Annotated in this window: 27 protein-coding genes and 1 pseudogene; 23 read left to right on the plus strand and 5 right to left on the minus strand. The window is 58.6% G+C overall.

The features are described 5' to 3' along the window. Complete coding sequence (locus QM467_RS12265; RefSeq protein WP_283366619.1) at nucleotides 1-1,140, minus strand: AI-2E family transporter; 1,140 nt, start codon at nucleotides 1,138-1,140, stop codon at nucleotides 1-3. A gap of 253 nt (nucleotides 1,141-1,393) precedes the next feature. Between QM467_RS12265 and QM467_RS12270 the strand changes: the two genes are divergently transcribed. Further along, nucleotides 1,394-1,630, plus strand: coding sequence for a hypothetical protein (locus tag QM467_RS12270; protein ID WP_283366620.1), 237 nt, complete (start codon nucleotides 1,394-1,396; stop codon nucleotides 1,628-1,630). A gap of 56 nt (nucleotides 1,631-1,686) precedes the next feature. Here the strand turns inward: QM467_RS12270 and QM467_RS12275 are convergent. Next, nucleotides 1,687-2,136, minus strand: a pseudogene (locus tag QM467_RS12275) (transglutaminase-like domain-containing protein); the annotation flags it as partial. A gap of 250 nt (nucleotides 2,137-2,386) precedes the next feature. Here QM467_RS12275 and QM467_RS12280 point away from each other — a divergent pair. The 9 genes from QM467_RS12280 to QM467_RS12320 all read left to right on the plus strand — a co-directional run bounded on the left by QM467_RS12280 (nucleotide 2,387) and on the right by QM467_RS12320 (nucleotide 8,716). Further along, nucleotides 2,387-2,599: a cold-shock protein gene (locus QM467_RS12280; protein WP_283366621.1), complete on the plus strand. Its 213-nt coding sequence runs from the start codon at nucleotides 2,387-2,389 to the stop codon at nucleotides 2,597-2,599. Nucleotides 2,600-2,860: 261 nt separating this feature from the next. Next, nucleotides 2,861-2,995 (plus strand): hypothetical protein, encoded by a 135-nt coding sequence (locus tag QM467_RS12285; RefSeq protein ID WP_283366622.1) that lies wholly within the window; start codon nucleotides 2,861-2,863, stop codon nucleotides 2,993-2,995. A 10-nt stretch (nucleotides 2,996-3,005) separates the two neighbouring features. After that, nucleotides 3,006-3,269, plus strand: coding sequence for a hypothetical protein (locus QM467_RS12290; protein ID WP_283366623.1), 264 nt, complete (start codon nucleotides 3,006-3,008; stop codon nucleotides 3,267-3,269). 5 nt (nucleotides 3,270-3,274) lie between these two features. Next, nucleotides 3,275-3,505: a hypothetical protein gene (locus tag QM467_RS12295; protein WP_283366624.1), complete on the plus strand. Its 231-nt coding sequence runs from the start codon at nucleotides 3,275-3,277 to the stop codon at nucleotides 3,503-3,505. A gap of 404 nt (nucleotides 3,506-3,909) precedes the next feature. After that, nucleotides 3,910-4,482 carry a retropepsin-like aspartic protease family protein gene (locus tag QM467_RS12300; RefSeq protein WP_283366625.1) on the plus strand — a complete coding sequence of 191 codons (573 nt, stop codon included), beginning with the start codon at nucleotides 3,910-3,912 and terminating at the stop codon, nucleotides 4,480-4,482. Next, nucleotides 4,479-5,387, plus strand: a complete 909-nt coding sequence (locus QM467_RS12305) for a J domain-containing protein (protein WP_283366626.1) — start codon at nucleotides 4,479-4,481, stop codon at nucleotides 5,385-5,387. Before QM467_RS12300 ends, QM467_RS12305 begins: the two co-directional genes overlap by 4 nt. A 1,000-nt stretch (nucleotides 5,388-6,387) precedes the next feature. Next, nucleotides 6,388-7,188: a metalloprotease gene (locus QM467_RS12310; protein ID WP_342395125.1), complete on the plus strand. Its 801-nt coding sequence runs from the start codon at nucleotides 6,388-6,390 to the stop codon at nucleotides 7,186-7,188. A 174-nt stretch (nucleotides 7,189-7,362) separates the two neighbouring features. Continuing rightward, the gene (locus tag QM467_RS12315) at nucleotides 7,363-7,932 is read left to right on the plus strand and encodes a tetratricopeptide repeat protein (protein WP_283366627.1); all 570 of its coding nucleotides are present in this window, start codon (nucleotides 7,363-7,365) and stop codon (nucleotides 7,930-7,932) included. Nucleotides 7,933-8,005: 73 nt separating this feature from the next. Further along, on the plus strand, nucleotides 8,006-8,716 hold the full coding sequence (locus QM467_RS12320) for a methyltransferase family protein (protein ID WP_283366628.1): 711 nt from the start codon (nucleotides 8,006-8,008) through the stop codon (nucleotides 8,714-8,716). Between the two features lie 57 nt (nucleotides 8,717-8,773). Here the strand turns inward: QM467_RS12320 and QM467_RS12325 are convergent, their stop codons facing one another. Further along, a complete protein-coding gene (locus QM467_RS12325) occupies nucleotides 8,774-9,232 on the minus strand; it encodes an A24 family peptidase (RefSeq protein ID WP_283366629.1) in 459 nt (152 codons plus the stop codon). A gap of 208 nt (nucleotides 9,233-9,440) precedes the next feature. Between QM467_RS12325 and QM467_RS12330 the strand changes: the two genes are divergently transcribed. The 7 genes from QM467_RS12330 to QM467_RS12360 all read left to right on the plus strand — a co-directional run bounded on the left by QM467_RS12330 (nucleotide 9,441) and on the right by QM467_RS12360 (nucleotide 16,289). After that, on the plus strand, nucleotides 9,441-9,716 hold the full coding sequence (locus QM467_RS12330) for a Flp family type IVb pilin (protein WP_283366630.1): 276 nt from the start codon (nucleotides 9,441-9,443) through the stop codon (nucleotides 9,714-9,716). Between the two features lie 239 nt (nucleotides 9,717-9,955). After that, nucleotides 9,956-10,786: a Flp pilus assembly protein CpaB gene (gene cpaB / locus QM467_RS12335; protein WP_283366707.1), complete on the plus strand. Its 831-nt coding sequence runs from the start codon at nucleotides 9,956-9,958 to the stop codon at nucleotides 10,784-10,786. Between the two features lie 713 nt (nucleotides 10,787-11,499). Continuing rightward, nucleotides 11,500-12,987 carry a type II and III secretion system protein family protein gene (locus tag QM467_RS12340; protein ID WP_283366631.1) on the plus strand — a complete coding sequence of 496 codons (1,488 nt, stop codon included), beginning with the start codon at nucleotides 11,500-11,502 and terminating at the stop codon, nucleotides 12,985-12,987. After that, entirely contained in the window at nucleotides 12,984-13,325 is a 342-nt protein-coding gene (locus tag QM467_RS12345; protein WP_283366632.1) for a hypothetical protein, read from the plus strand. The genes QM467_RS12340 and QM467_RS12345 overlap by 4 nt, the downstream gene beginning before the upstream one ends. Nucleotides 13,326-13,555: 230 nt before the next feature. Beyond that, a complete protein-coding gene (locus QM467_RS12350) occupies nucleotides 13,556-15,013 on the plus strand; it encodes a pilus assembly protein TadG-related protein (protein WP_283366633.1) in 1,458 nt (485 codons plus the stop codon). 111 nt (nucleotides 15,014-15,124) lie between these two features. Then, complete coding sequence (locus QM467_RS12355) at nucleotides 15,125-15,640, plus strand: TadE/TadG family type IV pilus assembly protein (RefSeq protein WP_283366634.1); 516 nt, start codon at nucleotides 15,125-15,127, stop codon at nucleotides 15,638-15,640. A gap of 1 nt (nucleotide 15,641) precedes the next feature. Further along, nucleotides 15,642-16,289, plus strand: coding sequence for a TadE/TadG family type IV pilus assembly protein (locus QM467_RS12360; RefSeq protein WP_283366635.1), 648 nt, complete (start codon nucleotides 15,642-15,644; stop codon nucleotides 16,287-16,289). 118 nt (nucleotides 16,290-16,407) lie between these two features. Here QM467_RS12360 and QM467_RS12365 read toward each other — a convergent pair whose 3' ends face one another. Then, on the minus strand, nucleotides 16,408-16,857 hold the full coding sequence (locus QM467_RS12365) for a hypothetical protein (RefSeq protein WP_283366636.1): 450 nt from the start codon (nucleotides 16,855-16,857) through the stop codon (nucleotides 16,408-16,410). Nucleotides 16,858-16,941: 84 nt separating this feature from the next. Here QM467_RS12365 and QM467_RS12370 point away from each other — a divergent pair, with 84 nt between their 5' ends. The 6 genes from QM467_RS12370 to QM467_RS19915 all read left to right on the plus strand — a co-directional run bounded on the left by QM467_RS12370 (nucleotide 16,942) and on the right by QM467_RS19915 (nucleotide 22,548). Further along, on the plus strand, nucleotides 16,942-17,481 hold the full coding sequence (locus QM467_RS12370) for a hypothetical protein (protein ID WP_283366637.1): 540 nt from the start codon (nucleotides 16,942-16,944) through the stop codon (nucleotides 17,479-17,481). Between the two features lie 120 nt (nucleotides 17,482-17,601). Next, on the plus strand, nucleotides 17,602-19,002 hold the full coding sequence (locus QM467_RS12375) for a CpaF family protein (protein WP_283366638.1): 1,401 nt from the start codon (nucleotides 17,602-17,604) through the stop codon (nucleotides 19,000-19,002). Nucleotides 19,003-19,013: 11 nt separating this feature from the next. Further along, on the plus strand, nucleotides 19,014-19,967 hold the full coding sequence (locus QM467_RS12380; protein WP_283366639.1) for a type II secretion system F family protein: 954 nt from the start codon (nucleotides 19,014-19,016) through the stop codon (nucleotides 19,965-19,967). A 9-nt stretch (nucleotides 19,968-19,976) separates the two neighbouring features. Then, nucleotides 19,977-20,927: a type II secretion system F family protein gene (locus QM467_RS12385; protein WP_283366640.1), complete on the plus strand. Its 951-nt coding sequence runs from the start codon at nucleotides 19,977-19,979 to the stop codon at nucleotides 20,925-20,927. 50 nt (nucleotides 20,928-20,977) lie between these two features. Next, the gene (locus QM467_RS12390; protein ID WP_283366641.1) at nucleotides 20,978-22,036 is read left to right on the plus strand and encodes a hypothetical protein; all 1,059 of its coding nucleotides are present in this window, start codon (nucleotides 20,978-20,980) and stop codon (nucleotides 22,034-22,036) included. Nucleotides 22,037-22,188: 152 nt separating this feature from the next. Continuing rightward, complete coding sequence (locus QM467_RS19915) at nucleotides 22,189-22,548, plus strand: plasmid pRiA4b ORF-3 family protein (RefSeq protein WP_446737773.1); 360 nt, start codon at nucleotides 22,189-22,191, stop codon at nucleotides 22,546-22,548. Nucleotides 22,549-22,754: 206 nt separating this feature from the next. On the opposite strand, the gene QM467_RS12400 is transcribed toward QM467_RS19915, so the two are convergent. Next, entirely contained in the window at nucleotides 22,755-23,663 is a 909-nt protein-coding gene (locus QM467_RS12400) for a LysR substrate-binding domain-containing protein (protein WP_283366643.1), read from the minus strand. Between the last annotated feature and the right edge of the window lie 116 nt (nucleotides 23,664-23,779).

Genomic DNA, 23,779 nt, shown 5'->3' on the forward strand with positions numbered 1-23,779 from the left:
TCAGCCAGAGAGGAAATGGCCGAGCGCGGCGAAGGGCCTGATGCGGTCGCAAATGATTTTAAGGATCGCCATCATCGGCACGGACAGGATCGCGCCGGGGATGCCCCACATCCAGAACCAGAACACCAGTGAAAAGATCACGAGCACCGGATTGAGGGTGAAGCGTCGCGCCAGAAGCAGCGGCGTCAATGTCTCGCCTTCGACGAAATGGATCGCCAGATAGAGGCCGGCGGGCGCCAGCGCGTTCCAGAACACGTCCTGCGTGAGCAATCCGGCCAGCAGGAACACGAAGGCGCACAGCGCCGGGCCGATGATCGGCGCGTAATTCATCAGGAATGCGAAGGCGCCCCAAAGGATTGGGTCTCCGACCCCGGTGAAATGCATCACCAGCGCCGTGGCGAGGCCGACGATCACATTCATGACGGTGATGGTCGCCAGATAGGCGGAAATATCGCTTTCGATCTGTTGCGTAATGTCGATCGCCTGGCGCTTGGCGCCGAAGCGCGGCAGGATTTCCACCAGCCGCCTTAGGAAGCTGTCGCCCGACAAGAGCAGGAAATAGAGAAACAGCACCGTGGTGAACAGCCCGTCGGCGAAGCTTCGGGCGCCGGCGAATATGACGGACAGCAGCCCCGAGCCCGCGAGCGGGCCGCTCGAAGCGTTTGGCGCGCCGGTCGAGCCAATATTCTCCACCTCGTGGAAGAAGGTCAGCAGCGCATTGACCGGCCCCTGAAAGAATCCGAGCCGTTCCTGCAATTTGGCGACGCCTTCCGGCAACTTGGCCGCCCAGGCCCCCGCGGGGCCGGCGATGGCCGCGCCCAGGCCGACAATCGCGCCCAGAACGGCCAGGATCATGAACAGCGATGCGATGGGAAGCGGAATATGCGCCCGCTCAAGCAGGCGCATCACCGGCTGCAGCAGGAGCTTGAATGTTATGGCGAAAGCCAGGGGGAGGAAAATGTCGCGCGCCACATAGAGGGCCGCCAGTACGGCGAGCGTGAACAGGCCGCCGAGGAAAATGACCTGCGGGTCGGACGGCAATGGCATTTCCGTCGGCGTCTCGGTTTCTTCAGCGACCGTTGCGGTCTCCGGCTCTATCTCCGTCATGCCTTGATCCTGCGCCGATTGAAGCGTGCTCATAAGTCTCTCTTTCGTCGGATCCGGCCTCCGACCCGGCTTGACCCCGTGCTGACCGACATGTCTCCGTCCATCGTCGAACAACACGCGAGGGACCCAAAAGATCATTGCGCCGCGTAATTAGGTTCGAAGGGCTGTCCGGAGCGAAGGCAGGGTTCGGCTATGCGGGAACTTCGGGCGCCTCTGAACGTATTATATTTGGAGGCATTGTTGGCTGGCGTTTGACCGGCGGAATTGTTCCGAAAGGACTACTAAAATGACAAGGTTTTTTCTTGTGCTGGCGCTGCTCACGGGAGTCGCATTGACCGGCGGCGCCGCGACGGCCGGAGAGCGGTTGAATGAAGGTTTGATGGGAGCGGGCGCCGGCGCCATCGTCGGCGGACCGGTGGGCGCTGTCGCGGGCGGGGCGATCGGCTACACGGCGGGACCGTCCATCGCGCGCGGGTTTCATCACCACAGCTACTATCATCGGCATTATCATCACCGCTATTAAGCAGCGCGGATTACAGGCGCGCAACAGGGCCGCCAATTGGCGGCCCTGTTGCGTTTTCAAGGCGGCGCCGTGACCTCGACCTCGACTTCCATGCCCATGAAGGCGTCGCTGGCGCCGACGAAACTCCCCGCCACCGGCATGGCCTGCCTTATGTCGCGCGCGACCGTGATGGGGATCAGGTTGAAGCCGCCGAAACTGCGGTTGGTTGGATCGAAGGTGATCCAGCCGGCGCCGGGGACGTAGATTTCCGCCAGGCGTGGGTCGAACCGGCGCCGGCCGAACCGATCGCGGCCGCTTCGGCTCCATGCAGATAGCCGGAGACGATCCGTGCCGAAGCCGAGGCAGCTGGCCGCCTCCACGAACAGCACCGCGAAATCGCGGCACGAGCCCTGGCCCCAGTCGCGCAGGCGGCCCGTCGGATCGGCATGCTGCTGGAACATCAGGGCGCCGAGATCGGTCCGCTCGTCCTCGGCATATTGAAACGGATAGAAAATCGCCGAGGCGGCGTTCGAGCAGGAGCACTTCGGCCATTGCGCGTCCGCCGGCTTAACCTGCGCCATGTCGATATAGTTGTCATCGTCACTTGTTTCTGGACAGAAAATCGCCAAATCCAGAAAGTCGATAGACGGCTCGCTGGTTGCGTTTCTGTTTGGAAAACGACAACAGCTCCTCAAGAACATCTTGCCTGAAAACGTGATTTCGACAACCGGCGGGTCTGCCGGCAAGCATTTGCATCTATTTTGAAAAGCGGTTTCCATGTCCAAGGGAACCGTAAAGTGGTTCAACGCCGAAAAAGGTTTCAGCTTAATCGTGCCGGATGACGGCAGCAAGGACGCTTTCGTCCATATCAGCGCCGTCGAGCGCTCCGGCCTGAGCCAGTTGCGCGAAGGCGACAAGATCTCCTTCGAACTGGTCGCCGACCAGAGAAGCGGAAAGCTTTCGGCCGAAAAGCTGGAAATGCTCAGCTGACCCTATTGCCGCGGGGCTTGATCTTTTGAACATTGCGGCCTTCGCCGCGTCTTTTCAGGTCGACCACGGATGTACTGGCGATCTGGCCCGCGATGGCCCCCAGTCGCGGGAGGCGGCTTTTTTCCAGAGAATTTTCTCACCTGGCGGAGCGCCCTGCGCTTCCAAAGCCCCGCGCCTAGTGAAGGTTGCGGGGCTTTGCGCTTGCGCATGTGCGCAGCGCTATCACGCCAGCGCGCCGAACGCGCGCGACAGGAGATCACCATGGTCAAGGAACGCAAGCACGGCAACCGCGAAGCCAAGAAACCGAAAGCGATCAAGCCGCCGACCGCTCCAACCGCATCCTCGATGCTGACGGGCAGCCTGACGCCGGTCAAGCCGATCAAGAAAGCTCAGTGAGGGACAGTCCATGACCGTTGGCGCCACGGAGACGACCGTCACGTTCAAGCGTTCGTTCTCCCTGCCTGAACTGGACCAGCCGCAGCCGGCGTGGACCTGTCGCGTCATCACCGACGAGGAAGAGATTTCAGGACTTTCATTCGTCGCTTTTCGCTGTATCGCGACCATGCTGCGGTTTCCGTCGCTGCCGACCGCGGGGCGGCGGGAAGAAACGGTCAACATCGACGCCAATGAGTTTTCGACCGCACTGACGGCAGATGAAAAGAGCAGATGAGAGCGATGAATCACAAGACCAAGGAAACGCGCCGATTGCGAATTGGCATAGATTATTTGGATCGACCACTTGGACTTGCGGGTCATCTGCCCTGCGAAGGCAGAGGCGACAAGGAAAGCTTCCCCGCCCATTTGCGTGAGCTTGAATACGACCTGAAGAGCGGCGCTGTCGTTCCGGTTGGGAAGTCGCGAAAAGGGTCGCCGACGAATATTCCATTGTTTACAATCGCGTTCTGAGCATCTCGGCGGAAGTTGCGCCGCGCGTCGCCATTTTTCGCTCAGCCGAGGACGTGCAGGCTTTGCTGGCGAAAGAAATCGCGAAAGTTCTCGAGGAGTTGGTGGTCGACCAGGCGCTAGCCAGCTGAAGCGCGCGTTGACAAACCTTGCGATAAGGCGAAGATCGAGGCATCCAGGACGCGGAGACGCCGATGCTGAAACCGCGTTGCATTCGCCTTGCAGCCACCGTTCTGTCCGTCACCGGGCTGCTCGCCAGCGTGACGATAGTCAACGCTCAAGCGCCGACTGGATATCGCCGCGGGGGCGTTTCCGATCCTGTTGGCGCGTCGACTGCGCCGCCTGTTCCCCCGGCGTCTGCGAACCCAAAAATTTACATGCGGCATCGCAGTCCATTGAGGGATCACGTGGGAGTTGTACGCGCGCGCGCCGTGCCAAAAAAGGCGCAGGCGTCCTCCTCGGAGGACGCCACTCTCGGCGGCGCGAATGTCGACATTCCTCTACCGCCCGGCTACGTCCCGGCGCCGCCCCATGCGCGCGCCGGCGCTGCGCCGCCTTCCCCGACCCGGGAGAGCGCGCCGACGCGCGCCGCGACCTCGTACCCAAACTATGGCGTGGCCGAGATCAAACCAGACCGCAACGGCCAATACCAAACTGACATGGAAATCGACGGGACGCCTGTCCGTGCGCTTGTGGACACCGGCGCGACTTTTGTCGCCCTGATGGCGGAAGACGCGCGCCAGCTCGACATCGACCCGCCGCCCTCGGCCTTCAATATTCCGGTGCGGACCGCCAATGGGACCGCTATGGTCGCTCGCGTTCGCCTGCGCAGAATCAGCATCGGCGACATTACGGTCGATAACGTCGACGCCGTCGTCGCCCAGCCCGGCGCGCTGCGCATCAGCCTGCTTGGCATGAGTTTCTTGAGGAAGCTCTCGGGCTTCCAGGTCAACGACGGGCGTTTTGTGTTGAAGCAATGAAAAAGGCGGCAATCGTGCCGCCCTCCTTGTTTCCCGAGCGATGGATTTTCGCCGCCGACCGCCGTCCGACTGGCATGAGCCACCCCCTGAAAGCCCCGATTGACAAAATCTCAAGCAAACGCAGGGCTTCCGAATTGGTGGGCGCACCGCACGAAGCCATGATCGTTGATGTATGCGACCGACTTTCAATTCGGCGCGAAAGCCCCCCATCGCCTCCGACGACCCTGACAAAGAAAGCTGCGCGTTTTGATCCGCACTGTTATGAATGTACCATTTGTTCTGGAAGCCAGTTCTGCAACCGCCGATCCTCGAAACAGCGCCCGTGCCGTCAATTTATGGAAGTCTCGATGTTTTCCGACTATTACGAAATCCTGGAAATCAGCCCAAACGCAAACTCGGAAACGATAGATCGGGTATTTCGTTTTCTTGCCATGCGCTACCATCCGGACAATCAGGACACCGGCGATCGGAGCCGATTCGACGATATTTTAGAGGCCCATAATACACTCAAAGACCCGATCAAGCGCGCACAATACGATATTCAGCATAAAAGCCATTCGGACTTGCGCTGGAAACTGGCCGAGGAAGCTGGTGACGGGAAAGCCCTTGAACGCGACGCCGAAATTCAGGCGAAGATGCTGTCGATCTTTTATGTCAAATGCCGGCAAGACATCAACGATCCCGGCGTCGGCAATATCGATCTTGAGCGCTTGTTAGACTGTCCGCCTGAGCATCTGGAGTTTCATCTCTGGTATCTGAAAGAAAAAGGCTGGGTCCGAAGACTTGAAAACGGCATGCTCGCGATCACCGTGGAAGGCGTCGATCGCGTCAATTCCGATCATCATGGTGACGCCACCAAATTACTGAGGGATCAGACCCACGCAGGCTTTGGCCAACGCCGGTGAGTTAAGTGACCAAAGAAACCAACTGAGCGCGGCGGCGTTGGGTATGAGATGCGTAGCCACGCTGATGTCGCGTGGTGGCGGCTTTGCGGACGAATGAGGCGTTTTATGAAAGGCGAACAGCATTTCGACGTTTTTCCGCCGAAGGCAAGAGGTCTCATACTCCGGCGAGGATTCGGTCCTTTTCGTCGCGGCTGTTGCCTGCCTGGGTCGGTTCTCACTGGAAATCAATACTCACGATAAGCGCGGGTCTTTGCCAGCTCAGCGCTAAACACAAATTAACCCAGCGCTTCTAACTTAAAGAAACCGAGGTGCTGTCATGGTCGTTTCGTTTTGGTCGGTTGCTGCGATTGTTGTTCCGGCGGCGGTGTCGTTCGGAGCCTTCTGGCTCTTCTTCTATATGCCGCTGGGAAGGCGGAGAACCGTCGCCGCCAGGACAATAAGCGCTTCCAACGACGACGTTTGGCGGCTGACCGATCCACGAAATCTTAATTTTTCGTGGAACCCGCATTGGGAACAGCGAGACGTTCGGAAAGTGGCCGACGATCCGCTGACGGTCGAATATCTCGCCCGCCCCCGAGGCAGCAAGGGAGAATTCACGCCGCGGCGTGAAATATGGAGCCGGATGATACCGGGCAGGGGCCTCACTAGCCACGAAACAAATTCGGACCATTCTGGCGCTGGTGGGACCGTCCAAAGCTGCGAACATCTTGATTTGACCGAGACCTCCGAGGGTGAGACCCGCGTCGTCCTGACTGCGGAAGGACCGCTGCGCGGCTTTTTCGGCTATGAAATGCGCCGAATGGCGCTTCAGAAATATCTCGCTGCGCTCGATGCGGCGGCGCGAGGCCAGCCAGCCCCTCGGCAGCCGTTCATCCGGTTTGCCGGCTGGCGCCTCGCCGCTCTGGCCGTTCTCTCCATTTTCGTTTTGATCAACGGATCGCTGTTCTGGAAACCCTTCGACGGTGGAGCCTATTTCACGGCGTCCCTAGTGACGGCGACCTTGGTTTTCGCCATCCTGCTCCATGAATTAGGCCATGCCTTGGCTCTCGTCTTGATGGGACATCGCAACGTCACGATCAGCTTGATTCCCTTTGTCGGAGGCGTCGCAGCCAGTTCACGAAACTATACGGACGCCTTCGAGGCCGGAGTCGTGGCTATAGCAGGGGTGGCGTTCAGCACTGTTGTTTGCCTCGCCTTGTTGCCCGCTCTTCCTTACCTTGAAAGCATGATGGCGGGATTGATGTTCTCGCAAGGCGAGGATAAGGCCACGACCGTCGCCGCCTTGCGCCAGAACCCGCTTCCCTGGGTCGCGCTTTGCGCGTTCGGCGTTACCGCTTGGCAATTAGTCGTAAATACGTTCAACATCATGCCGTTCCCCGGCTCGGATGGTTGGCGGCTGCTCCGGTCGATCTTTACCAGCCGGGTTTTGCTTCCGGCGGCGGCGGTCTGCGTTTGCGTAGTGTTCGCCGCGATTTTGGGTTCGTCGACCGTTCTTGTCGTACTGGCTGTCTTTTGGGTGGTTGCCTTGCTCGCCCGTTGGCGCTCCGGGAAGCCGGCGGCGGAGGACGAGGTTGTCTGCAGCCAGCATCAAAAATTCGCGCTCGCGACCGCCTTCGCTCTCGCCACGCTGTGCCTCGGATTCGAATTCAGCGTGACGCAGGCTTTCATGAGCAACGCTAAAAGCATGGTGGGCCGCCGGCAAGCTCTTGACGCGCAATTGGCGGAGCCGGCGCATGTCGAATTCACCCGCGCAGCCGATGAGAATCGGGAGCCGAGAATGCCCTTCGTTCAAGGCATTTAGCTCGGAGGTCCGCGCCGAGCATAATTTTTCGCGTGCGGGTCTTGATTTTCTATCAAGAAGCGGCAATCGAATTGAACACAATTTTGAAGTTGTGCGCGCCACGCTTTTGATCGTTGCCCAAACCGTATCCAATAAGGCATTGTGCGTTAGCGTTGGTTTTGTAGGAGGCACAGAATGGCGGGCCGTCTCAAATTGGCGAGCATGGGTTTCATCGTCGCGGCGGCGCTTTTGAGCGTGATGTTCGCGACGCCCCGCGCCCATGCGGAGAGCTGGGGCTTTATTGAAAACGAATATGACCCCCGCATTTTCGGCGGCGACGAGGACTCTCGTGTCGCGCGGGCGCATTTCATCCATGGCGACTACGGGCTCGCCCAACTCCATTATTTGCGCGCCGTCGACGCTTCGCCCGAAGATAGCGCGGCGTGGACAGGCCTGGCCGCGAGCTATGATCGTATTGGCCGCTTCGACCTGGCCGCGCGTGCCTATCGTCAAGCGGAGCGCCATGGCGCCGTCCGATATGTGATTTTGAATAACCGCGGTTACGAGCGCCTGCTGCGCGGTGACCGGCGCGGCGCCTTGCGCCTTTTCTATGAGGCGCGGGCATTGGCGCCGACGAGTCCGACCATCGCCAATAACATCGCCATCGCCCAGGCCGGTCAGAGCTATTTCTGGAAAGGGCACGGCGCCATTCCGCTGCCGGAGGGCGCCGGACAGCCTTTTTACTGGTTTAACAGTCTGCGGTGACGGCGCCGCGGCGTTTCAATCCAACGCGCGGAACAGCGCCGGTTCGTGGCGCGGTTCGGGGTAAGAGGCGTCGATGACGGACAGTCTGCCGCAAAAATTGCGTCGCGCGCTTACTGATGATCGTTTGCTGCGCATACCATTGGTTTTGGCCTTCGCTGCGATGGCGCTGTCGAACGCCAAACGCCTCTATGGTCTGCTGAGCGGCGCGCTGGATCCGGGCGTATCGTCGAAAACGCTGGCCGTCGCGGCGACTTGCTCGAACCTGCTATTCATGGCGCTTCTGGTTTGGCTGACTGTCGTTCGCAGCATGCCAATTAAATCCGCCGATGGATTGGCGCCGCGCCTCTACGCATTCTGGGGAACCTTTTCGGTGATGTTGGTGGGCGCCCTGCCATATGCCGATCTTGCCGACGCGGCGCGCGTATTCTCGATCAGCTTGGTGACGATCGGCGCGCTTCTTTCCGTCATGACGGTGAGTTGGCTCGGGCGTTCGTTCAGCATAGTTCCCCAGTCGCGGCAGCTGGTGACCGGCGGTCCTTACTCGATCGTCAGGCACCCACTCTATGTTTGCGAAGCAATCGCAATTATCGGAGTCATGCTGGATCATTTGTCATGGGCGGCCGTCGTCATTGTTGCAGGGCAATGGTATTGCCAGCTCCAGCGCATGAAATATGAGGAGCGGCTTCTCCGCGAGACTTTTCCGGAATATGAAGCCTATGCTATTCGAACGCCGGCCCTCATCCCGGCGATCTGGTCCAATAGGACAAGTTGGGCGAAGCCCTAAAGAAGAGCGAGAAGAGCAGGAGCCTGCTTTCAAATTGCTTCGAGGCCCCCGCGCGGGTCATGCCGACATTTGCAACGCCATCGTCCCGATCCATGCTGATGCGATGCACGGACCATAAGGGATCAAGGTTTTTCCATTCGGGCCGGGCTTGCCGGGCAGAATATGGCCGAACCGATGCAATATGTAATAGATCGCCGCGGCAAGGGCCAGCAGGATGCAGAAGAGCGACGTATTTTCCCATCCCATCCAGAGAAAGGCCACGGAAAGCAATTTGGCGTCGCCGCCGCCGATGACGCGGAAAGCGTAAATCGCGAGAACGACAGCGAACATGACCAGGCCGAACAGGACGTGCCAAAGCGCGGGCAGGAGCGCTCCCGACGCCAACGCGGCAATGAGAAACAAAACAATCAAAATAACAATGCTTTCGTTTCGGATCTTGAATTTCAACATGTCCTCGATCGCGATGTAAATGAGCACCATTCCTGTAACAAGTTGAATTAATTGACTGGTTTGCATCGCCTGCGGCCTTGGCGCTCATGTCGCAAATGAAGTGAACATAAGACGACCGTCGTTAGACGTATAGCCCTGTGGCGCTTTCCCGATGACTCCATTTTATCGCCGGAAGCTTGAACATGCGTGCAGATTTTCGATGATTAAAAAGCAGGCGTTACCATAAAATTTTAACCGTGTTTATCACATTTCCGCCGCAAACGAATCAGTTCCGTTGACCCCCGCAGGGTTAGTCCTTAACATTCAATTAACGACATGCGACCGCGCGGCTGTGGGGCTGTCGTTCAACCCATCAGGGAAGGATTTTGTCATGCGTAATCTTTTGCAGAAATTCCGTCGCGACGAAGACGGCGCGGCCATGGTCGAATATGCCGTTCTTCTGGGCCTGATCACGGCTGCCGTCATCGCGACAATTACGTTGTTGGGCGGCGATATCGCCGGTATTTTCTCGACCGTCGAAGCGGCGATCAAGGCCGTCCCTGGCGCCTGATCAAAAAGACGACGACGCTTCCGCCCGTCGCATGACGACGGGCGGAGTGTCACATAGTCAGGCGCCAGGTCGAAAACAAGCGAAGCGCCTTATCTTGCGAATTCATCTACGCGGCGAAAGAGAGATGGGATTTGGGAGGCGAACCCCACTCATCCTGAATTTCGTGAGCGAGTTGCGCGCGGTTTCCGGCGCAGTTTTTGTCGCACGAGGGTGATGTCATGCGGTTGGGAACCCTCTTGGTGCTTCTGGTTGCGATCCTTGCGGGCGCTGTCGCGGTTCTATCGGCCCGGTCGATCATTGCGCGCCGCACCACTGCGCCGGTTGGCACAACGATTGTTGTGGCGGCTCTGCCCCTTGGCTATGGGACGGAAATCACCAACGACAATATCGTCGAAATTCCGTGGTCGACGAATGTCCTTCCCGATGGCGCTTTCAAATCGAAAGCCGACCTCTTGAAGGACGGCAAGCGCATCGTCCTGTCCAGGTTCGAAACGAATGAGCCGATCCTGACATCGCGCGTCACCGGGCCTGGCCAGCGCGCCTCGCTTTCGACGCTGATCGATGCCGGCATGCGCGCGGTCACGATCCGCGTCGACGACGTGCGTGGCGTCGCGGGATTCGTCATGCCGAACGATCGCGTCGATGTCGTATTGAGCCGTCTCGACGGCAACGACAAATCCAATTCCTATGCCGACGTGCTGTTGCAAAACGTCAAGGTTCTCGCCGTGGACCAACTGTCCAACGAAGGCCAGGACAAGCCCACCGTGGCCAAGGCCGTCACCGTCGAAGTCAGCACCGAGCAGGCGCAAAAGCTGGTTCTCGCCGCCGGCGTCGGCAATTTGTCGCTGGTGTTGCGTCAGGCGGGCGGCGCCTCGGCTGATGTTGCGCGGCGTGTCGGCTTGGTCGATCTCAACTCGGCTGAATATGTCAACGCGGAAAAGAAGGCCCCGGAAGCCGCGCCTCCCGTGGAGGCGCCCGCGAAACCAGTTGTGACGCGGTCTTCAAGCTCCAGCATAACAGTAATCCGGAAGGCGAAGCCGCAGGATTACTCTGTTTACAGCGAGGAATGACGCTCTTCGCGAGATGAGGCGGGAGGGCCAAGGTCAAGGTTCTCGCCCTCATCCCTGTGGCGCCTATGCAACTCGACGCGCGAATCATGACCATGGAAGGCGTTAATGAATTTTTAACTTTGTTTCTATCCACAAAAAAATGTTAGCGAATTGTAGGAATTATGAACGCAATTCTTTCGAGGTGCGACAGGCTGCAGTTAGTTCGCGTTTGTTGTAGGGGGGCGGCTCAAGTGGACTCTGCAATAGTTGGTGGATTTCGATCCGGTTCTGGCGTGTCAGTCACGTCGCGTTTTCATTCCATGATGCTGCGGCACGCCAAGGCGCTGCTGGTCGTTGGAGGTTTTTTCGGCTCTTTTCAGGCTTTTGATTCAGCAGGCGCGCAACAAGTCTTGAGTCCGGCGTCGCTCTCTATTTTCGGGGCGCTTCCTTCCGTTGTTAAGGCGCCTGAATCCGGTGGGGCCTGGATGTTTGCTCCCGCGCCGACCGTGGCGCCCGGCGCGATGAACGCGGCGCCGCCAGCATCGAGTTTCACGCGTCGGGAGGCGGCGTCAAAAGCGTCAGACAACTCGCCTACGCAAGCCGCGGTTCTCGAACTGCTCCGGGAGCGCGGCAATGACTCGGTTCCCCCATCGGCTTTCGTCGCGACCGCCGAGTCCTCTCTGTCCCTGACGCAATCCGGGTCTCCGTCGAAACCGTATTCAGCCAAAGGCGGAATGGTCCAAAACGAGCAGGCCGCGCCGCCGCCCGGCTCCATGCATCAGGTTCCGCCGCCGGCAACAATTCGGGGAGCCGATCCGATTCCGCTTGAAAAGCGCATCGGCATCGTCGTGAATAAATCCAAGAATATTCGCGTGGCGGTTCCGTTCGCAGAGGCCGCGGTCGGCGACTCCGACATTGCGGACGTTGTTCCGATCAGCGATCGGCAGCTTTATGTTCTCGCCAAGAAGCTCGGCTCGACCAATGTCATGCTTTACGATCAGCAGAAGCGACTGATTGGCGTGGTCGATGTCGATGTTCGTCTGGACACCGGGGCGATGGGCGCGGAAGTGCGCACAGGTTCGGGCGGCGGCGGCATTCGCGTCGGCGAAGTCAACGGCAATATCGTGTTGAGCGGAAGCGTCAGCGACGCAGTGGCTGCGGATCGCGCCATGCGCGTCGCGGCCGGTCTGGCGCCGGAAGGAAAGAACGTCGTCAACAACCTTACCGTCACTTCGCCGCAGCAGGTGCTATTGAAGGTGCGCTTCGTCGAGGCGGACCGTCAGGCGGTTCGCAATCTTGGCGTGCGGTGGAACGCCCTCTGGAACAATAACAGGAGCGCCGCGATCATCGGGCGGCAGGAAAACACGAGCAATGTGGGCGCCATAGGGGGCCCCATTGTCGCGGACGCCATTCCAGCCCTTTCCGGGGCCGCCCCCTTTGCGACAATTCTCGCGTCGCTCATTAATTCCAGAACGGGCAGCCTGGATGTGGTGCTGAGCGCGCTGGAGGAGCAGCAGGTCGTGCGGCGGCTCGCGGAACCAAATCTGATGGCGTCCTCGGGCGAGTCGGCGGACTTTCTGGCCGGCGGCGAATTTCCCGTTCCCGTCAGTTCGACGACGGGAGTCGGCGGCGCGCCGACGGTCACCATCCAGTATAAGGAATTCGGCGTGAAATTGCGCTTTACGCCGACAGTGCTGGCGAATGGCGTCATCAGCCTGAAGCTCGAGCCGGAAGTCAGCGATCTCGACCCCACAATCGTCGTCCAAACTGGGGGCGTCGCGGTTCCAGGCATCATCAAGCGTCGCGCCAGCACCACGGTCGAATTGCGTGACGGGCAGGCGTTTGGCATCGCCGGCATGTTGAGTTCGAAGTCGCAGCGTCAACTCGACGCCTTCCCCTGGCTGGGCACGATTCCCTATCTCGGCGCGCTGTTCAGCAGCAAGCAGTTCCAGCAGCAGGAAACCGAACTGGTCATGCTGGTGTCTCCTTCGCTCGTCAAGCCCTTGCCTCCGGGCAAGAAGTTGAAGACGCCGCTCGACACCTCGCTCGCGTCCAATGATATTGACCTCTTCCTGCGGAATCAGCTCGAGGTGCCGAAGTCGCCGCCGACTTACGTGAATTCGGCTGGCCATGCGCAGACTCTCGACGCGGGTATGGCGCCGGGCGCGCCCGGGATCCAGGAAGATCCGAACAGAATTCATTGGCCCTGGGAGCAGAGATGAAACGCCGATTCTTCGCCTTCGCCGCCCTGGGTCTCGCGCTGTCGGGTTGCAGCAACCAATATTTCGAGCGCAAGGATACAGTCACTTTCAGCGCGGGCGACGCCGTCGCCTGGAACAATGCGCAACAGATCCCAGATCCGGCGCCGCGCGTCGCCTATAATACCAATATTCCCACCACCGGCGAGAAGGCGGTGAATGCGGTGAGGAACGATAGCGAAGGGCGTCACAACTGGTTCAGGGGCTCGGACGACAGTTTACGTGAAACTGTGGTTACAGGCGCGCAGCCGCCCCAGCCGCAATCGGGCGGGACGGGCGCTCCCAGTGGCGGAGCGCACTGATAAGCCGTTGAAAAATGCTGGAAATTGGTGCGCGTTTGGGCGGCGTGTTTGAAATATGCATCGCCTCATGACCGGGAAAGAGGCCTTATGGCGTCGGATCTCGAACGACGCAGAGGGAAGATTTGGAACCTGAGCAAACGTGAAACCGAACTTGAACGTTACGCGCTGACAGAACGGCGCAGCCTAGGATTGGCAAGGCGAAATGCGGCGGCGACTTTTGAGGGGCGGCCATGTTCGAGGAGATTTTTAATTCGGCAAAATTTCGCCGCGCCGCCAAGACCTTTTACGGCGACGAGTCTGGCGTGGTGCTGCCGCTGGTCGGCATAATGATGGTCGCACTGATCGGCCTTTCCGCCCTCGCTCTGGATATGCCCCGCTATTTCGATCTCCAGACGCAACTGCAAAAAGCGGCCGACGCCTGCGCTCTTGCCGCGGCGGCCGAACTTGACGGACGCTCGGACGCGATTACTCGCGCTCAAAACGCCATTACCACCCTTGTCGCATCCAATTCGTCCCAATGGGCGGGCGTGGCGCAATGTTCCAATCCTCCCGGCTTTTACGCGAGCCTGCCAAGCAGCGACGCGTCCGCCATGGGTGCGACGACGGCCAACGCCAATCAGGCCCGTTTTGTTCAAGTGACGGCCACGACGGCCTCCACAATGAGCTCTTTTTTTCCGCTCACCTTATTGGGTATGAAAAATAACAATCTCCCGGCGCAAGCTTTGGCAGTCGCTGGATTCACGCAAGCGATTTGCAAGGACACGCCGATTTTCGTTTGTACGGGGACAGGTTCGCAAGACATGACGAACGAAGCGGCCATGAAGGGAAAGGAAGTCATGCTGGTCGCGCCGCCGGGCTCAGCTTATTCCCCGGGTAATTTCGGCTTTTTGAACACGGGATGCAACGGCGCTCCATGTCTGAATATGGCGCTTGGCGCAAATGACAATAAAACGTGCGTCGACGTGAACCAAATTGACACGTCCACTGGCCAAAAGGCGACCTCCGCGAATTATCTCAATACGCGCTTCGGGATCTATGCGCAAAGTGCGAACAACGCAGATCCAACAGTATATTCTCCAGATGTAAACGTACGTGACGGATATTATCCGAAGAATTCTGGCAAAAATGCATGCAGCAGTATTACGCTAGGCAATTCGCCTAGCACATCATGTCCATATCCTGATGATTCAAATATAAATTCCGGATTTTGTCCGGGATCTCCAAACTATGCGACCGCGGCGATTGGCAATGGGAGTTGGCAGGGCGCAGCTGGCGCAAATTTGACTACATACTGGACGACGAATTACGGAAGCGGTGGCAATGCGCCCGCCATGCCGGCGGCAAGTTCAGTGTCTACACGTTATGATTTGTATCAATATGAAATCAATACGACTTTTAAGGGAGCGCCGCTGACCCAATTTGCGAACAAAAGTAATGCTACGGGCGCGCCAACTTGTAACCCAGCCAAAGCTCAGGCAGATCGCCGTCTCTTGTACGCTGCCGTGGTCGATTGTACGCAGCTCGGTAACGGCAAGACAACCGCGCGGCCCATGGGCGTGGTCACTTTTTTCCTGCTTCAGCCGGCGGAGGGCAGCGGTTTCGGCTCCCTTCCCTCCGAATATGTTCGCTATTCGGCCCCGAACGACAAGACGGGGATCGTTCATGATGTCGTGAAGCTTTACCGTTGACCCCGCGACGAACTGCGCGCAAGCAGGCTGTCGCGGCGAAATTCGATGGCGGTGGCGCTGAATGTAGCCTAAAATATTTTCAGGTGTGCGATGGGTTTACATGTAAAAAAGGTGGTTCAAGACACAGACGGCGTCGCCCTTGTAGAGACGGCGATTGTCCTACCCTTGTTGATCACTCTCGGCTTAGGCGTTTTTGACTTCTCCAATTTCTTTTATCAGCATCAGGCGGTGACAACGGGCGTGCGCGACGCCGCGCGCTTTCTCGCGCGAAACTCCTGCGCCACCTGGGACCCAAGCGTCGATCCCGCCACGGCGTGCAGCGCGCAGATTGGCTATGCGCAACAACTCGCAGTCTATGGCTGCATTCCAGGGTTCGATGCGAGTTGCAGCACGTCTATGGCTCGCGCGCCGAATTGGACGACTGGCAAGGTTTCCGTGAGGTTCGCCTCAATCGCCAATGCGGTCGACAAGACAACGGGCGAGGCGCCCTATGTCGGCGGCAATCCGATCTACACGGTTACGGTCTCGACCTCTTTCAGTTATAGCCAACTCGGTTTTCTCAACGCGCTGGGTCTGGCTGATCCGACAATCGCTGTCACGCATATCGAACGCGTGATCGGAGGCTGAAATGGGCGCGATTTTACGCCGACTGCGCAAAGACGAAGCGGGCGCGACCATGGTCGAGTTCGCGGTCGCTGTCCTGCTGGTTCTGACGCTTATCGGCGGCGTCATCGATTTTCTGCTCGCCTTCTGGCAATGGAACAGCGCCGTGAAAGCCGCTGAAATCGGCGCCCGTATAGCCGCGGTTTCCAATCCTGTCGCGGCAGGCATTAACCCCAGCAGCTATACGGTCCCGGTTACGACTACCACGGGCCAGCCGATTAGCGGCAGCGCTTTCGGCGCGATCACCTGCGACGGCGCCGCGCATACTTGCTCGTCGGGCGGCTACGACGCGACCGCCATGAACTGGATTGTTTACGGGCGTGGCAACGCGTCCTGTGTCACGGCGGCTTCAGTTTACAGTCTCGGTATGTGCCAGGTGCTCTCGATGCTCAATCCGGCGCTTAGCCCGGCCAATGTTATGATCGAATACAGTTTTACCGGCTTGGGGTATCAGGGCGGCGTAGCGGCGCCGACCATCACCCTCTGGCTTAAGAACGTGAAATTCCACTTTTTCTTTCTTTCTGGTCTGCTTAGCTTCGCAAACATCACCATGCCGACTGTAAAATATTCGATTACCGGCGAAGATATTTCGTCGTCTGCGCCCGTCAACTGAACCAACCTAACGAGACGGAATGATCGCCTACCTAATTCATCCAGAGACGGTCAATCAACGAGTCGTCCTGCTTTGCAGTTTTCTTGAGAAACTCGGCTATGAGTTGACCCGTCTGCCCTCACTCGAAGCTGCGGCGGCGGAGCCATCGCTCCAGAAGGGTGGCGATAATATCGTGGTTGTGCCGACGACGCCCGAATGGCGTCCCGAGGCGAATAATGTCGTCGAACTTGCCAGGGCCCTCGAGGGACGGGCCTTCGTCATTTACATTTGCGACGAAATCCGGCCGGAGGATTACAAGGCGCTGCTTCGAACGGGAGCAGGAGAATGCGTTGACTGGGCCAATGCGCCGAAGGAAATCAGCGGGATAAACTTGCGTCTGCGGGGTGCGGCCTCGCCCATGTTGCCCTTCGTCGAATCGGATGTCTCGAAAAATCTGATCGTGGGTATGGTTCCTGCTTGCGGCGGCGCCGGCAATACGACGGTCGCTCTGGAAGCTGGCGTTTATTTCGCAAAGCTGAAAGGTAAGGACGCGCGGCGGTCCGGCGTCGTCGAGCTCGACTTCAATCACGCTACAATATGCGACTATGTCGATCTCGCGCCGCGCCTCGACATTATGGAATTAGCTCGGAACCCACGGCGGCTCGATGATTACATGCTCGACATTTTCCGGTCGAATCATTCCTCTGGCCTGGATTTGTTTTCGGCGGCCGAGGCGCCCGCCGATTGCGCCTCAATTGACGGCGCCGCGGTGTTCGCGCTGCTGAACAAGCTGCATGATCGCTACCAAATTCTACTTCTCGATTTTCCCGATTACAGGCCGTCCTGGGGCGACGACGCCCTGCGTAATTGTGACTTCGTCTTTGTCACGGCCCGACGCTCGGTGCCTGCTCTCAAACAGGCCGCGCGCGAGTTGAAGCGATTGCGAAATTTGGGCTTTGCGCAGGAGCGTGTCGCCGCGGTCGTGACACATTGCCAGGCAGGACTTTTTGGCCGCATAACGAGCAAACTCGACATTGAGACCGCCTTGCCCGGATATCGCGTGTTTTATATTCGCGACGACAGCGCTTTCGCTACGGAATCCGTCAACAGCGGGATATCGATGGTGGATGCGCGCGCCAGTCGCGGAATCTGCCGGGATATCCAGGCGGTGGCGACGTTCATCCGAACGTTGGCGCCAAGGGAGGTCGCTTGAAAATTCGCCGAGGCTAACGTCCCAGTTCAAATTCGTACGTTGCACGTTTTGTGCTGGGTGGCGGCCAGGCCCGTAGTTATCCCATTTTGGCGCAGCGCCCAGGCTTTGCAGGAGCAGTCAATGTCGAACAGGTTCGTCTTTCCCTCGTTCCGCGCCGAGCCGGCGAAATCCGCGCCCGAACCCGCGTCTCCGCCCCAGGTCGAGGCGCTTGTGCCGATCGTCGAGACGCCGGATTCGAATGCCGGCGAAAGACCAGCGCTGCTGGAACAAAAAGTCCGGTTGCACGGAAAAATCATCGACGAATTCAATCTCGCGTTCATCGACAAAATGTCGCGCGAGGAATTGGTTCGCAATATCAGCAATTACGTCAGTGACTTCGTCGTCGCGGAGCGGATCGTTCTGAATCAAAAAGAGTTGGCGGAGTTCACTGAGGAAATCATCGACGAGATGAAGGGCCTCGGTCCGCTGGAACCGCTGCTCAAGGACAATACCGTCTCAGACATCCTCGTTAATACGCACAAGTTGGTCTATGTCGAACGTTTCGGCCAACTCGAAGAAACGAATGTGCGCTTCAAGGACGAAGCGCATCTGTTGCGGATCATCGCGAAGATCGTCGCTGCAGTAGGTCGTCGCGTCGATGAATCGTCGCCGACAGTGGACGCGCGGCTTGCCGACGGCTCCCGCGTCAACGTGGTCGTTCGCCCGATCGCGGTCGACGGTCCGTTGATGTCGATCCGTAAGTTTTCCAAGCGGCCGTATTCGATGGAGCGGCTCCTCGAGATCGGCAGCATCAAGCCGCAGATCGTGGATTTGCTCACCGCCGCGGTGCGCGGACGAATCTCAGTCGTGGTTTCCGGCGGCACCGGCAGCGGCAAGACGACGATGCTTAACGCTCTTTCGGCCTGCATATCGCCGAAAGAGCGCCTCATCACCATTGAGGATTCCGCCGAGTTGCAATTGCAGCAGCCGCATGTTGGACGCATGGAGACGCGTCCCCCAAATGCGGAGGGCAAAGGCGAGATCCGGCAACGTGAACTGGTCAAAAACGCGCTGCGCATGCGTCCGGATCGGATCATCATCGGCGAGTGCCGTGGCGAAGAAGCCTTCGACATGTTGCAGGCGATGAATACAGGTCACGAGGGTTCGATGACCACGATTCACGCCAATACGCCGCGCGATGCGATCCGCCGCCTGGAACAAATGGTGGGCATGTCGAGTGTTGCGATGTCTCAACAAAGCATCAGGCAGCAGCTTGCCACGGCCATTCAGGTCGTCATCCAACTTCAGCGTCTGAGTGATGGAAAGCGGCGCCTTGTCAGCGTGTCGGAGATCACAGGCATGGAGGGAGATGTCGTGCAGATGCAGGAAATCTTCAGATTCGTGCGCGAAGGCGTAGCCCCAGACGGCAGCGTGATTGGCTCGTTCCGGGCGACAGGAATCCGTCCCGCTTTCCTCGCGCAACTGAAGCCCATGGGTTTCGACCTGCCAGCCTCTCATTTCGATTCGACGCGTCCATTGTAAGGATTTTCGGCATGAGCGAAAACGCGTTCGTCTATCTTCTTCTTTTCCTTTCGGTGACGCTCCTTGTCTTGGGCCTTTACCAATATTATGCCAAGGATCGGGTCAATCAGAAAAAGGTCAATCATCGCCTTTCATTGATCGACCAGATTGCCGACCGAAACGAAGTTCTGAAAATCCTTCAGCAGGAGCGCGGGCTCGGAGGGACTTGGTCGCCGCACGAACTTTTGGGCCTTCAGGATCTCATTGTTCAATCCGGCGTTCGCTTGCAGAATACGCAATTCGTGGTTTCCATGGCGGCATTGTCCTGCGGCGTCACAGTCGTTCTGGCCATCCTATTTGGCTTTCAAATTTTTACCCTGCCGCTCAGCCTAGTCATTACGGTCGTCATTTTGCTTGCCTGGTTGACCTATTTGCGTAGGCGCCGGATCGCCCGGTTTAGCGAGCAATTGCCGGACTGCCTTGATACGATCGTCCGAAGTTTGCGCGCGGGCCATCCTGTGCCTGTCGCATTGTCGCTCGTCGGCCGTGAAATGCCGGATCCCGCCGGCACCGAGTTCGGCGTCGCCAGCGATGAGGTAACCTTCGGCCTCTCCATCCCCAACGCCATGGAGAACCTCGCTTCTCGAGCGGGAGCGCCCGATTTACTCTATCTGGTGACGTCGATTTCGGTTCAGTCGGAGTCGGGAGGCAATCTTAGCGAAGTGCTGAGCCGCCTGTCCAAATTGATCCGCGAGCGGTTTCGGATGCGGCGTAAAGTGAAATCGCTGACGTCGGAAGGCCGCGCTTCGGCTGTGATCCTGACAATTCTTCCGATGGCGCTGTTTCTGCTCATCAACGTGATTTCACCCAAATATTATGGCGACGTTTGGAACGAACCAGGCTTCCGCAAGGCCGCCATTGTGTCGGGCGTCCTGTTGGCCATTGGCAATTACATCATGCGGCGAATGGTCAATTTCAAATTTTGAGGCGGTGTCATGCCCGATGACCTTCAAATCTGGTTGATGCTCGGCAGCGCCTTCCTGGCTGCAGCGACGGTGGCTGCGCTCGCCGGAAACGCCATCCTCACGCGTCGGCGTTTGCGCGCCCGACTCGCCGACACTACGTTGGGCGATGGCGACGCCGGAATGATCGGAGGTGGCGTTTTTCGCGAATGGAAGTCCAAACTTTCGTCGGTCGAGGACCGGTTTGTCGGATTCGACGACGCTGATCTTCGTTCCAAGGCGCGCATGGAGATTGTCCGCGCCGGTTTTTTTTCACCGGACGCGGCGAAGGCCTTCATCATAATACGCGCCGCACTGGCGATCTTGCTGCCGATCGTGGGTGCGGTCCTCATTGCGCCTTTAATTGGGAATATGACCGCCGGAAAACAATTTTTCCTCGCCTTATTCATGGCGTTTTTGGGTTATTTCGGTCCGGACTCTTATATCAAGCGACGTCAAAGGCTGTTGGTCGAAGAATATCGAAATGTGTTTCCGGATTTTCTGGATCTATTGGTCGTATGCATGGACGCGGGTTCCAGCTTGAATGCGGCTCTGGAGCGTGTTGGCCGCGACATCGCCTTCCAATCAAAGGCGCTTGCCACAAATGTCCAGCTCCTGGTCAGCGAGATGCGGTCTGGCCGTTCTCTTGTGGACGCGTTGGACTCATTCTCTCTCCGTCTCGGCCTCGACGAGGCGGCTTCGCTCAGCACGCTTATCAAGCAGTCAGCTGAGCTTGGTTCCGACATCGGCGACGCATTGCGAACCTATTCGGATGAAATGCGTGAAAAGCGGCTTTCGCGCGCGGAAGAGAGGGCAAATGCGCTGCCGGTGAAAATGGTGGTGCCGATGGGCTTTTTCATTTTTCCCGTCATTTTGATCACGGTTCTAACCCCGGTGATCATCAAAATCGCCGCGGCCCTCTACGTGTTACGGCATGGACATTGACATGTCGGCAGACGAGGACGCGAGGAAGTTAATGGGCTTGTCTCGATCCATTGGGGGATGAACTGAGAGACAATGCGCGAAATGCAAAGAAAAAAAAGGATCTACGCGACGCACTGACAGGCGCGGCAGCCTTGCTTACACCGGCCCTGATGTTTCTGGCGTTATATATTGGCGCCACGCGGAAGCCGAATATTTCACCCGACAGGTCCCACGAATTCGCGTCCGCAGTTGCGAGCCCTCAATCGAGTTCGCCAACTCCCGCAAAGCCAGCGATTGAACTTTCTGCGAGGGGAGGGGCGGCGGCGGTCGAAGCAATCAACCCGCAAGCCGACCTCCGGCCTGGTTGCGCCCCTGCTGATCCGGCGCTCGGATTGGCGATCGTCAATCGCGAAGACGTTGCTGTCTTCGCCAATCCGGGCCGGATTCCCGTGGAAACCTGGGATAAAAAACCGTTATTGCTTGATCCTCGATATGAATTCCACATCCTCGAACAAGCGGGCGACTGGGTTCGTGTCCGAATCCAACCGCCGGCTTGGCCGCCCAACGGTGTCGAACGCAGCGGCTGGATCGAACGCAAATTCATTCAACAGGTTTCAACTCTGGATGAGAAGCGCTGCCTGTTCGTCGATGTGAGTGGCTGGTCCGTAACGACGCAATTGGTCAAGGATTCGATTCACGAGGTTGCCCTGAGGATTCTGCGGGAAGACCATCGATGTGCACGCCTAAGCCGTGGCGGCTACATCGGCCAAGGGCAGAGGTTTTTCCTGACCTGCTATCCTAACGACGGTGGCCGACCTTACCATTATTGGTTCTCGATTGCGGACGATCTCACGAAGCGAAATTTCATGACTCCCGCGCTAATGAGCCCCAAGATTGCGGAGGAGCGCTGCAACACGGCGCTCCGAAAAGCAATTGCGCGTCGTGCGAAAATTGCCGGAGGCCCAGCTGACGTTCTGAACATTGCTTCGAGGAAAGTCGCGACCCGCAACGGCGTTCATTATGTCACGTTGAATTTCACAACCATTGGCCCGAACCGAGGTCCAGAAGACGCCTATTGCCTCGCGCCACCGAGCGGCGACATGGAGGTCACTCTGAATGAACAGAATTAAATCGACGCCATTCTGGCTCTCGTTGTCTGTGGCAGTTTGAGTCTGTCGACAATTGATACTCTGCTTGAGGCCGGCTGGGACATGGCATTCCCGATCCGCAGGGCGACTTCATCAAGATCGGCGACGCGCGAAACGCCAAGCTCGGCAAACTCCTGGACGCCGGCGTCGCCAAATTCACTTACACCTATGATTTTGGCGACGACTGGCGCCACACGATCCTCGTCGAGGCCGTCGGTCCGGCAGACCCGGCGCTCGACTATCCGTGCTTTATCGACGGCGCCAACCGCGCGCCGCCCGAAGATGTTGGCGGCGAACCAGGCTTCGACCACTTCCTCGGTGTCATGGCCGATCCCAACCACCCCGAACACGCCGAAGCATGCGAGTGGAATGGCGACGTCTTCAATCCGAATGACATCTCGGAAGGCGAGATCATTGTCCGCGTGGGCAAACTCGCTAAGCGCCGAGCCCTTGGGAAGGCCGCTTACGCCAGATCAAAAGGCAAGGTCAGCTAAAAAAGCGACCGGACGCTTACGCTTTTTTGGTTAGGACATATAGTTAGGTCGATCCCAAAACCCCACGCGACTCGAATGAGGTTTCGGACGGGCAGCGCGAAATCCGGCCCCCTCACTTGGACGCCTGAACGTCGATCTCGTCGATGCGCGTCCTACGTCCGAATGCTTATCTGCTATGGCGCAAACGACCATTCGTTGTTTCTACGTCAAGGCCACGGATGCTGCGGACGGAGGAAGTCAACGAAGGCGCGCAGCGGGGCCGGCATATGGCGACGGCCTGGATAGTAGAGGAACGGTCCTGAGAAACGTTGCCACCAAGGTTTGAGAACGGGCTCCAATGCGCCGTTATCGAGATAAGGACGCAGCCAATCCTCGAACAGATGAACTACGCCGCCGCCGGCGACCGCCATATCGACAGCAAGGGAGGTCGCGGCCCCTATTCGGAAGATCAGCGGACCGGTCGGATCCACCTTCACGACCTCCCCGTCGCGTTCGAACTCCCAGATGGGCGTCGCGCCACTTGCGAACCGACCTCGCAAGCATGCGTGGTCGAGCAACTCGCGCGGATGATCGGGACGCCCGCGCTGCGCGAGATAGGCCGGAGACGCGGCGGTTGCGAAGCGCTGCTCGCGCGGGCCGATGGGAATTGCGACCATGTCCTGCTCAAGCCGCTCTTCATAGCGAATCCCTGCGTCGCAACCGGCCGCCAGCATGTCGACCAGGTCATCGTCGGCGATCACTTCAAGGCGGATGTCGGGGTAGGCGGCGAGGAAGGGTGGAACGATGTGGGGCAGGATGAGGCGCGTCGTAACGACCGGCACGTTCAGTCTGAGCGTGCCTGCCGGTCTATCGCGAAAGCCATTGACGACGTCGAGCGCCGCCTCGACCTCTCCCAGGGCCGGGCCGAGCCGGTCAAGCAGACGGGCGCCGGCTTCCGTTGTCGCGACGCTGCGCGTGGTGCGGTTGAGCAGACGGACGCCAAGCCTGTTTTCGAGCCTGCGCACGGCTTCGCTGAGGCTGGATGCGCTGCTGCCGCTCGCCCGCGCCGCGTCGCGAAATCCGCCCGTACGCGCCACCGTCACGAAAGCCGTCAGATCACCAAGGTCCGCCGCCATTATTCGCTTTTCCGAACAGCCTGTTCTGATAATTTACTATTATCGTACATTCAGATTTTGTCTACATACAGTGCCGACCAGTGGCGAGGAGGCGGCATGATCGATGTCGCTTTTAT

It is taken from the genome of Rhodoblastus sp. 17X3 (assembly GCF_030056575.1).
Taxonomy (GTDB): domain Bacteria; phylum Pseudomonadota; class Alphaproteobacteria; order Rhizobiales; family Beijerinckiaceae; genus Rhodoblastus.

Excerpts from the sequence above, each read along its gene's own strand:
- QM467_RS12265 (WP_283366619.1), bottom strand. The coding sequence starts at position 1,140 with ATGAGCACGCTTCAATCGGCGCAGGATCAAGGCATGACGGAGATAGAG.
- QM467_RS12270 (WP_283366620.1), top strand. The coding sequence starts at position 1,394 with ATGACAAGGTTTTTTCTTGTGCTGGCGCTGCTCACGGGAGTCGCATTG.
- QM467_RS12280 (WP_283366621.1), top strand. The coding sequence starts at position 2,387 with ATGTCCAAGGGAACCGTAAAGTGGTTCAACGCCGAAAAAGGTTTCAGC.
- QM467_RS12285 (WP_283366622.1), top strand. The coding sequence starts at position 2,861 with ATGGTCAAGGAACGCAAGCACGGCAACCGCGAAGCCAAGAAACCGAAA.
- QM467_RS12290 (WP_283366623.1), top strand. The coding sequence starts at position 3,006 with ATGACCGTTGGCGCCACGGAGACGACCGTCACGTTCAAGCGTTCGTTC.
- QM467_RS12295 (WP_283366624.1), top strand. The coding sequence starts at position 3,275 with ATGAATCACAAGACCAAGGAAACGCGCCGATTGCGAATTGGCATAGAT.
- QM467_RS12305 (WP_283366626.1), top strand. The coding sequence starts at position 4,479 with ATGAAAAAGGCGGCAATCGTGCCGCCCTCCTTGTTTCCCGAGCGATGG.
- QM467_RS12315 (WP_283366627.1), top strand. The coding sequence starts at position 7,363 with ATGGCGGGCCGTCTCAAATTGGCGAGCATGGGTTTCATCGTCGCGGCG.
- QM467_RS12320 (WP_283366628.1), top strand. The coding sequence starts at position 8,006 with ATGACGGACAGTCTGCCGCAAAAATTGCGTCGCGCGCTTACTGATGAT.
- QM467_RS12325 (WP_283366629.1), bottom strand. The coding sequence starts at position 9,232 with ATGCAAACCAGTCAATTAATTCAACTTGTTACAGGAATGGTGCTCATT.
- QM467_RS12340 (WP_283366631.1), top strand. The coding sequence starts at position 11,500 with ATGGTCCAAAACGAGCAGGCCGCGCCGCCGCCCGGCTCCATGCATCAG.
- QM467_RS12345 (WP_283366632.1), top strand. The coding sequence starts at position 12,984 with ATGAAACGCCGATTCTTCGCCTTCGCCGCCCTGGGTCTCGCGCTGTCG.
- QM467_RS12350 (WP_283366633.1), top strand. The coding sequence starts at position 13,556 with ATGTTCGAGGAGATTTTTAATTCGGCAAAATTTCGCCGCGCCGCCAAG.
- QM467_RS12360 (WP_283366635.1), top strand. The coding sequence starts at position 15,642 with ATGGGCGCGATTTTACGCCGACTGCGCAAAGACGAAGCGGGCGCGACC.
- QM467_RS12370 (WP_283366637.1), top strand. The coding sequence starts at position 16,942 with ATGCTCGACATTTTCCGGTCGAATCATTCCTCTGGCCTGGATTTGTTT.
- QM467_RS12375 (WP_283366638.1), top strand. The coding sequence starts at position 17,602 with ATGTCGAACAGGTTCGTCTTTCCCTCGTTCCGCGCCGAGCCGGCGAAA.
- QM467_RS12380 (WP_283366639.1), top strand. The coding sequence starts at position 19,014 with ATGAGCGAAAACGCGTTCGTCTATCTTCTTCTTTTCCTTTCGGTGACG.
- QM467_RS12385 (WP_283366640.1), top strand. The coding sequence starts at position 19,977 with ATGCCCGATGACCTTCAAATCTGGTTGATGCTCGGCAGCGCCTTCCTG.
- QM467_RS12400 (WP_283366643.1), bottom strand. The coding sequence starts at position 23,663 with ATGGCGGCGGACCTTGGTGATCTGACGGCTTTCGTGACGGTGGCGCGT.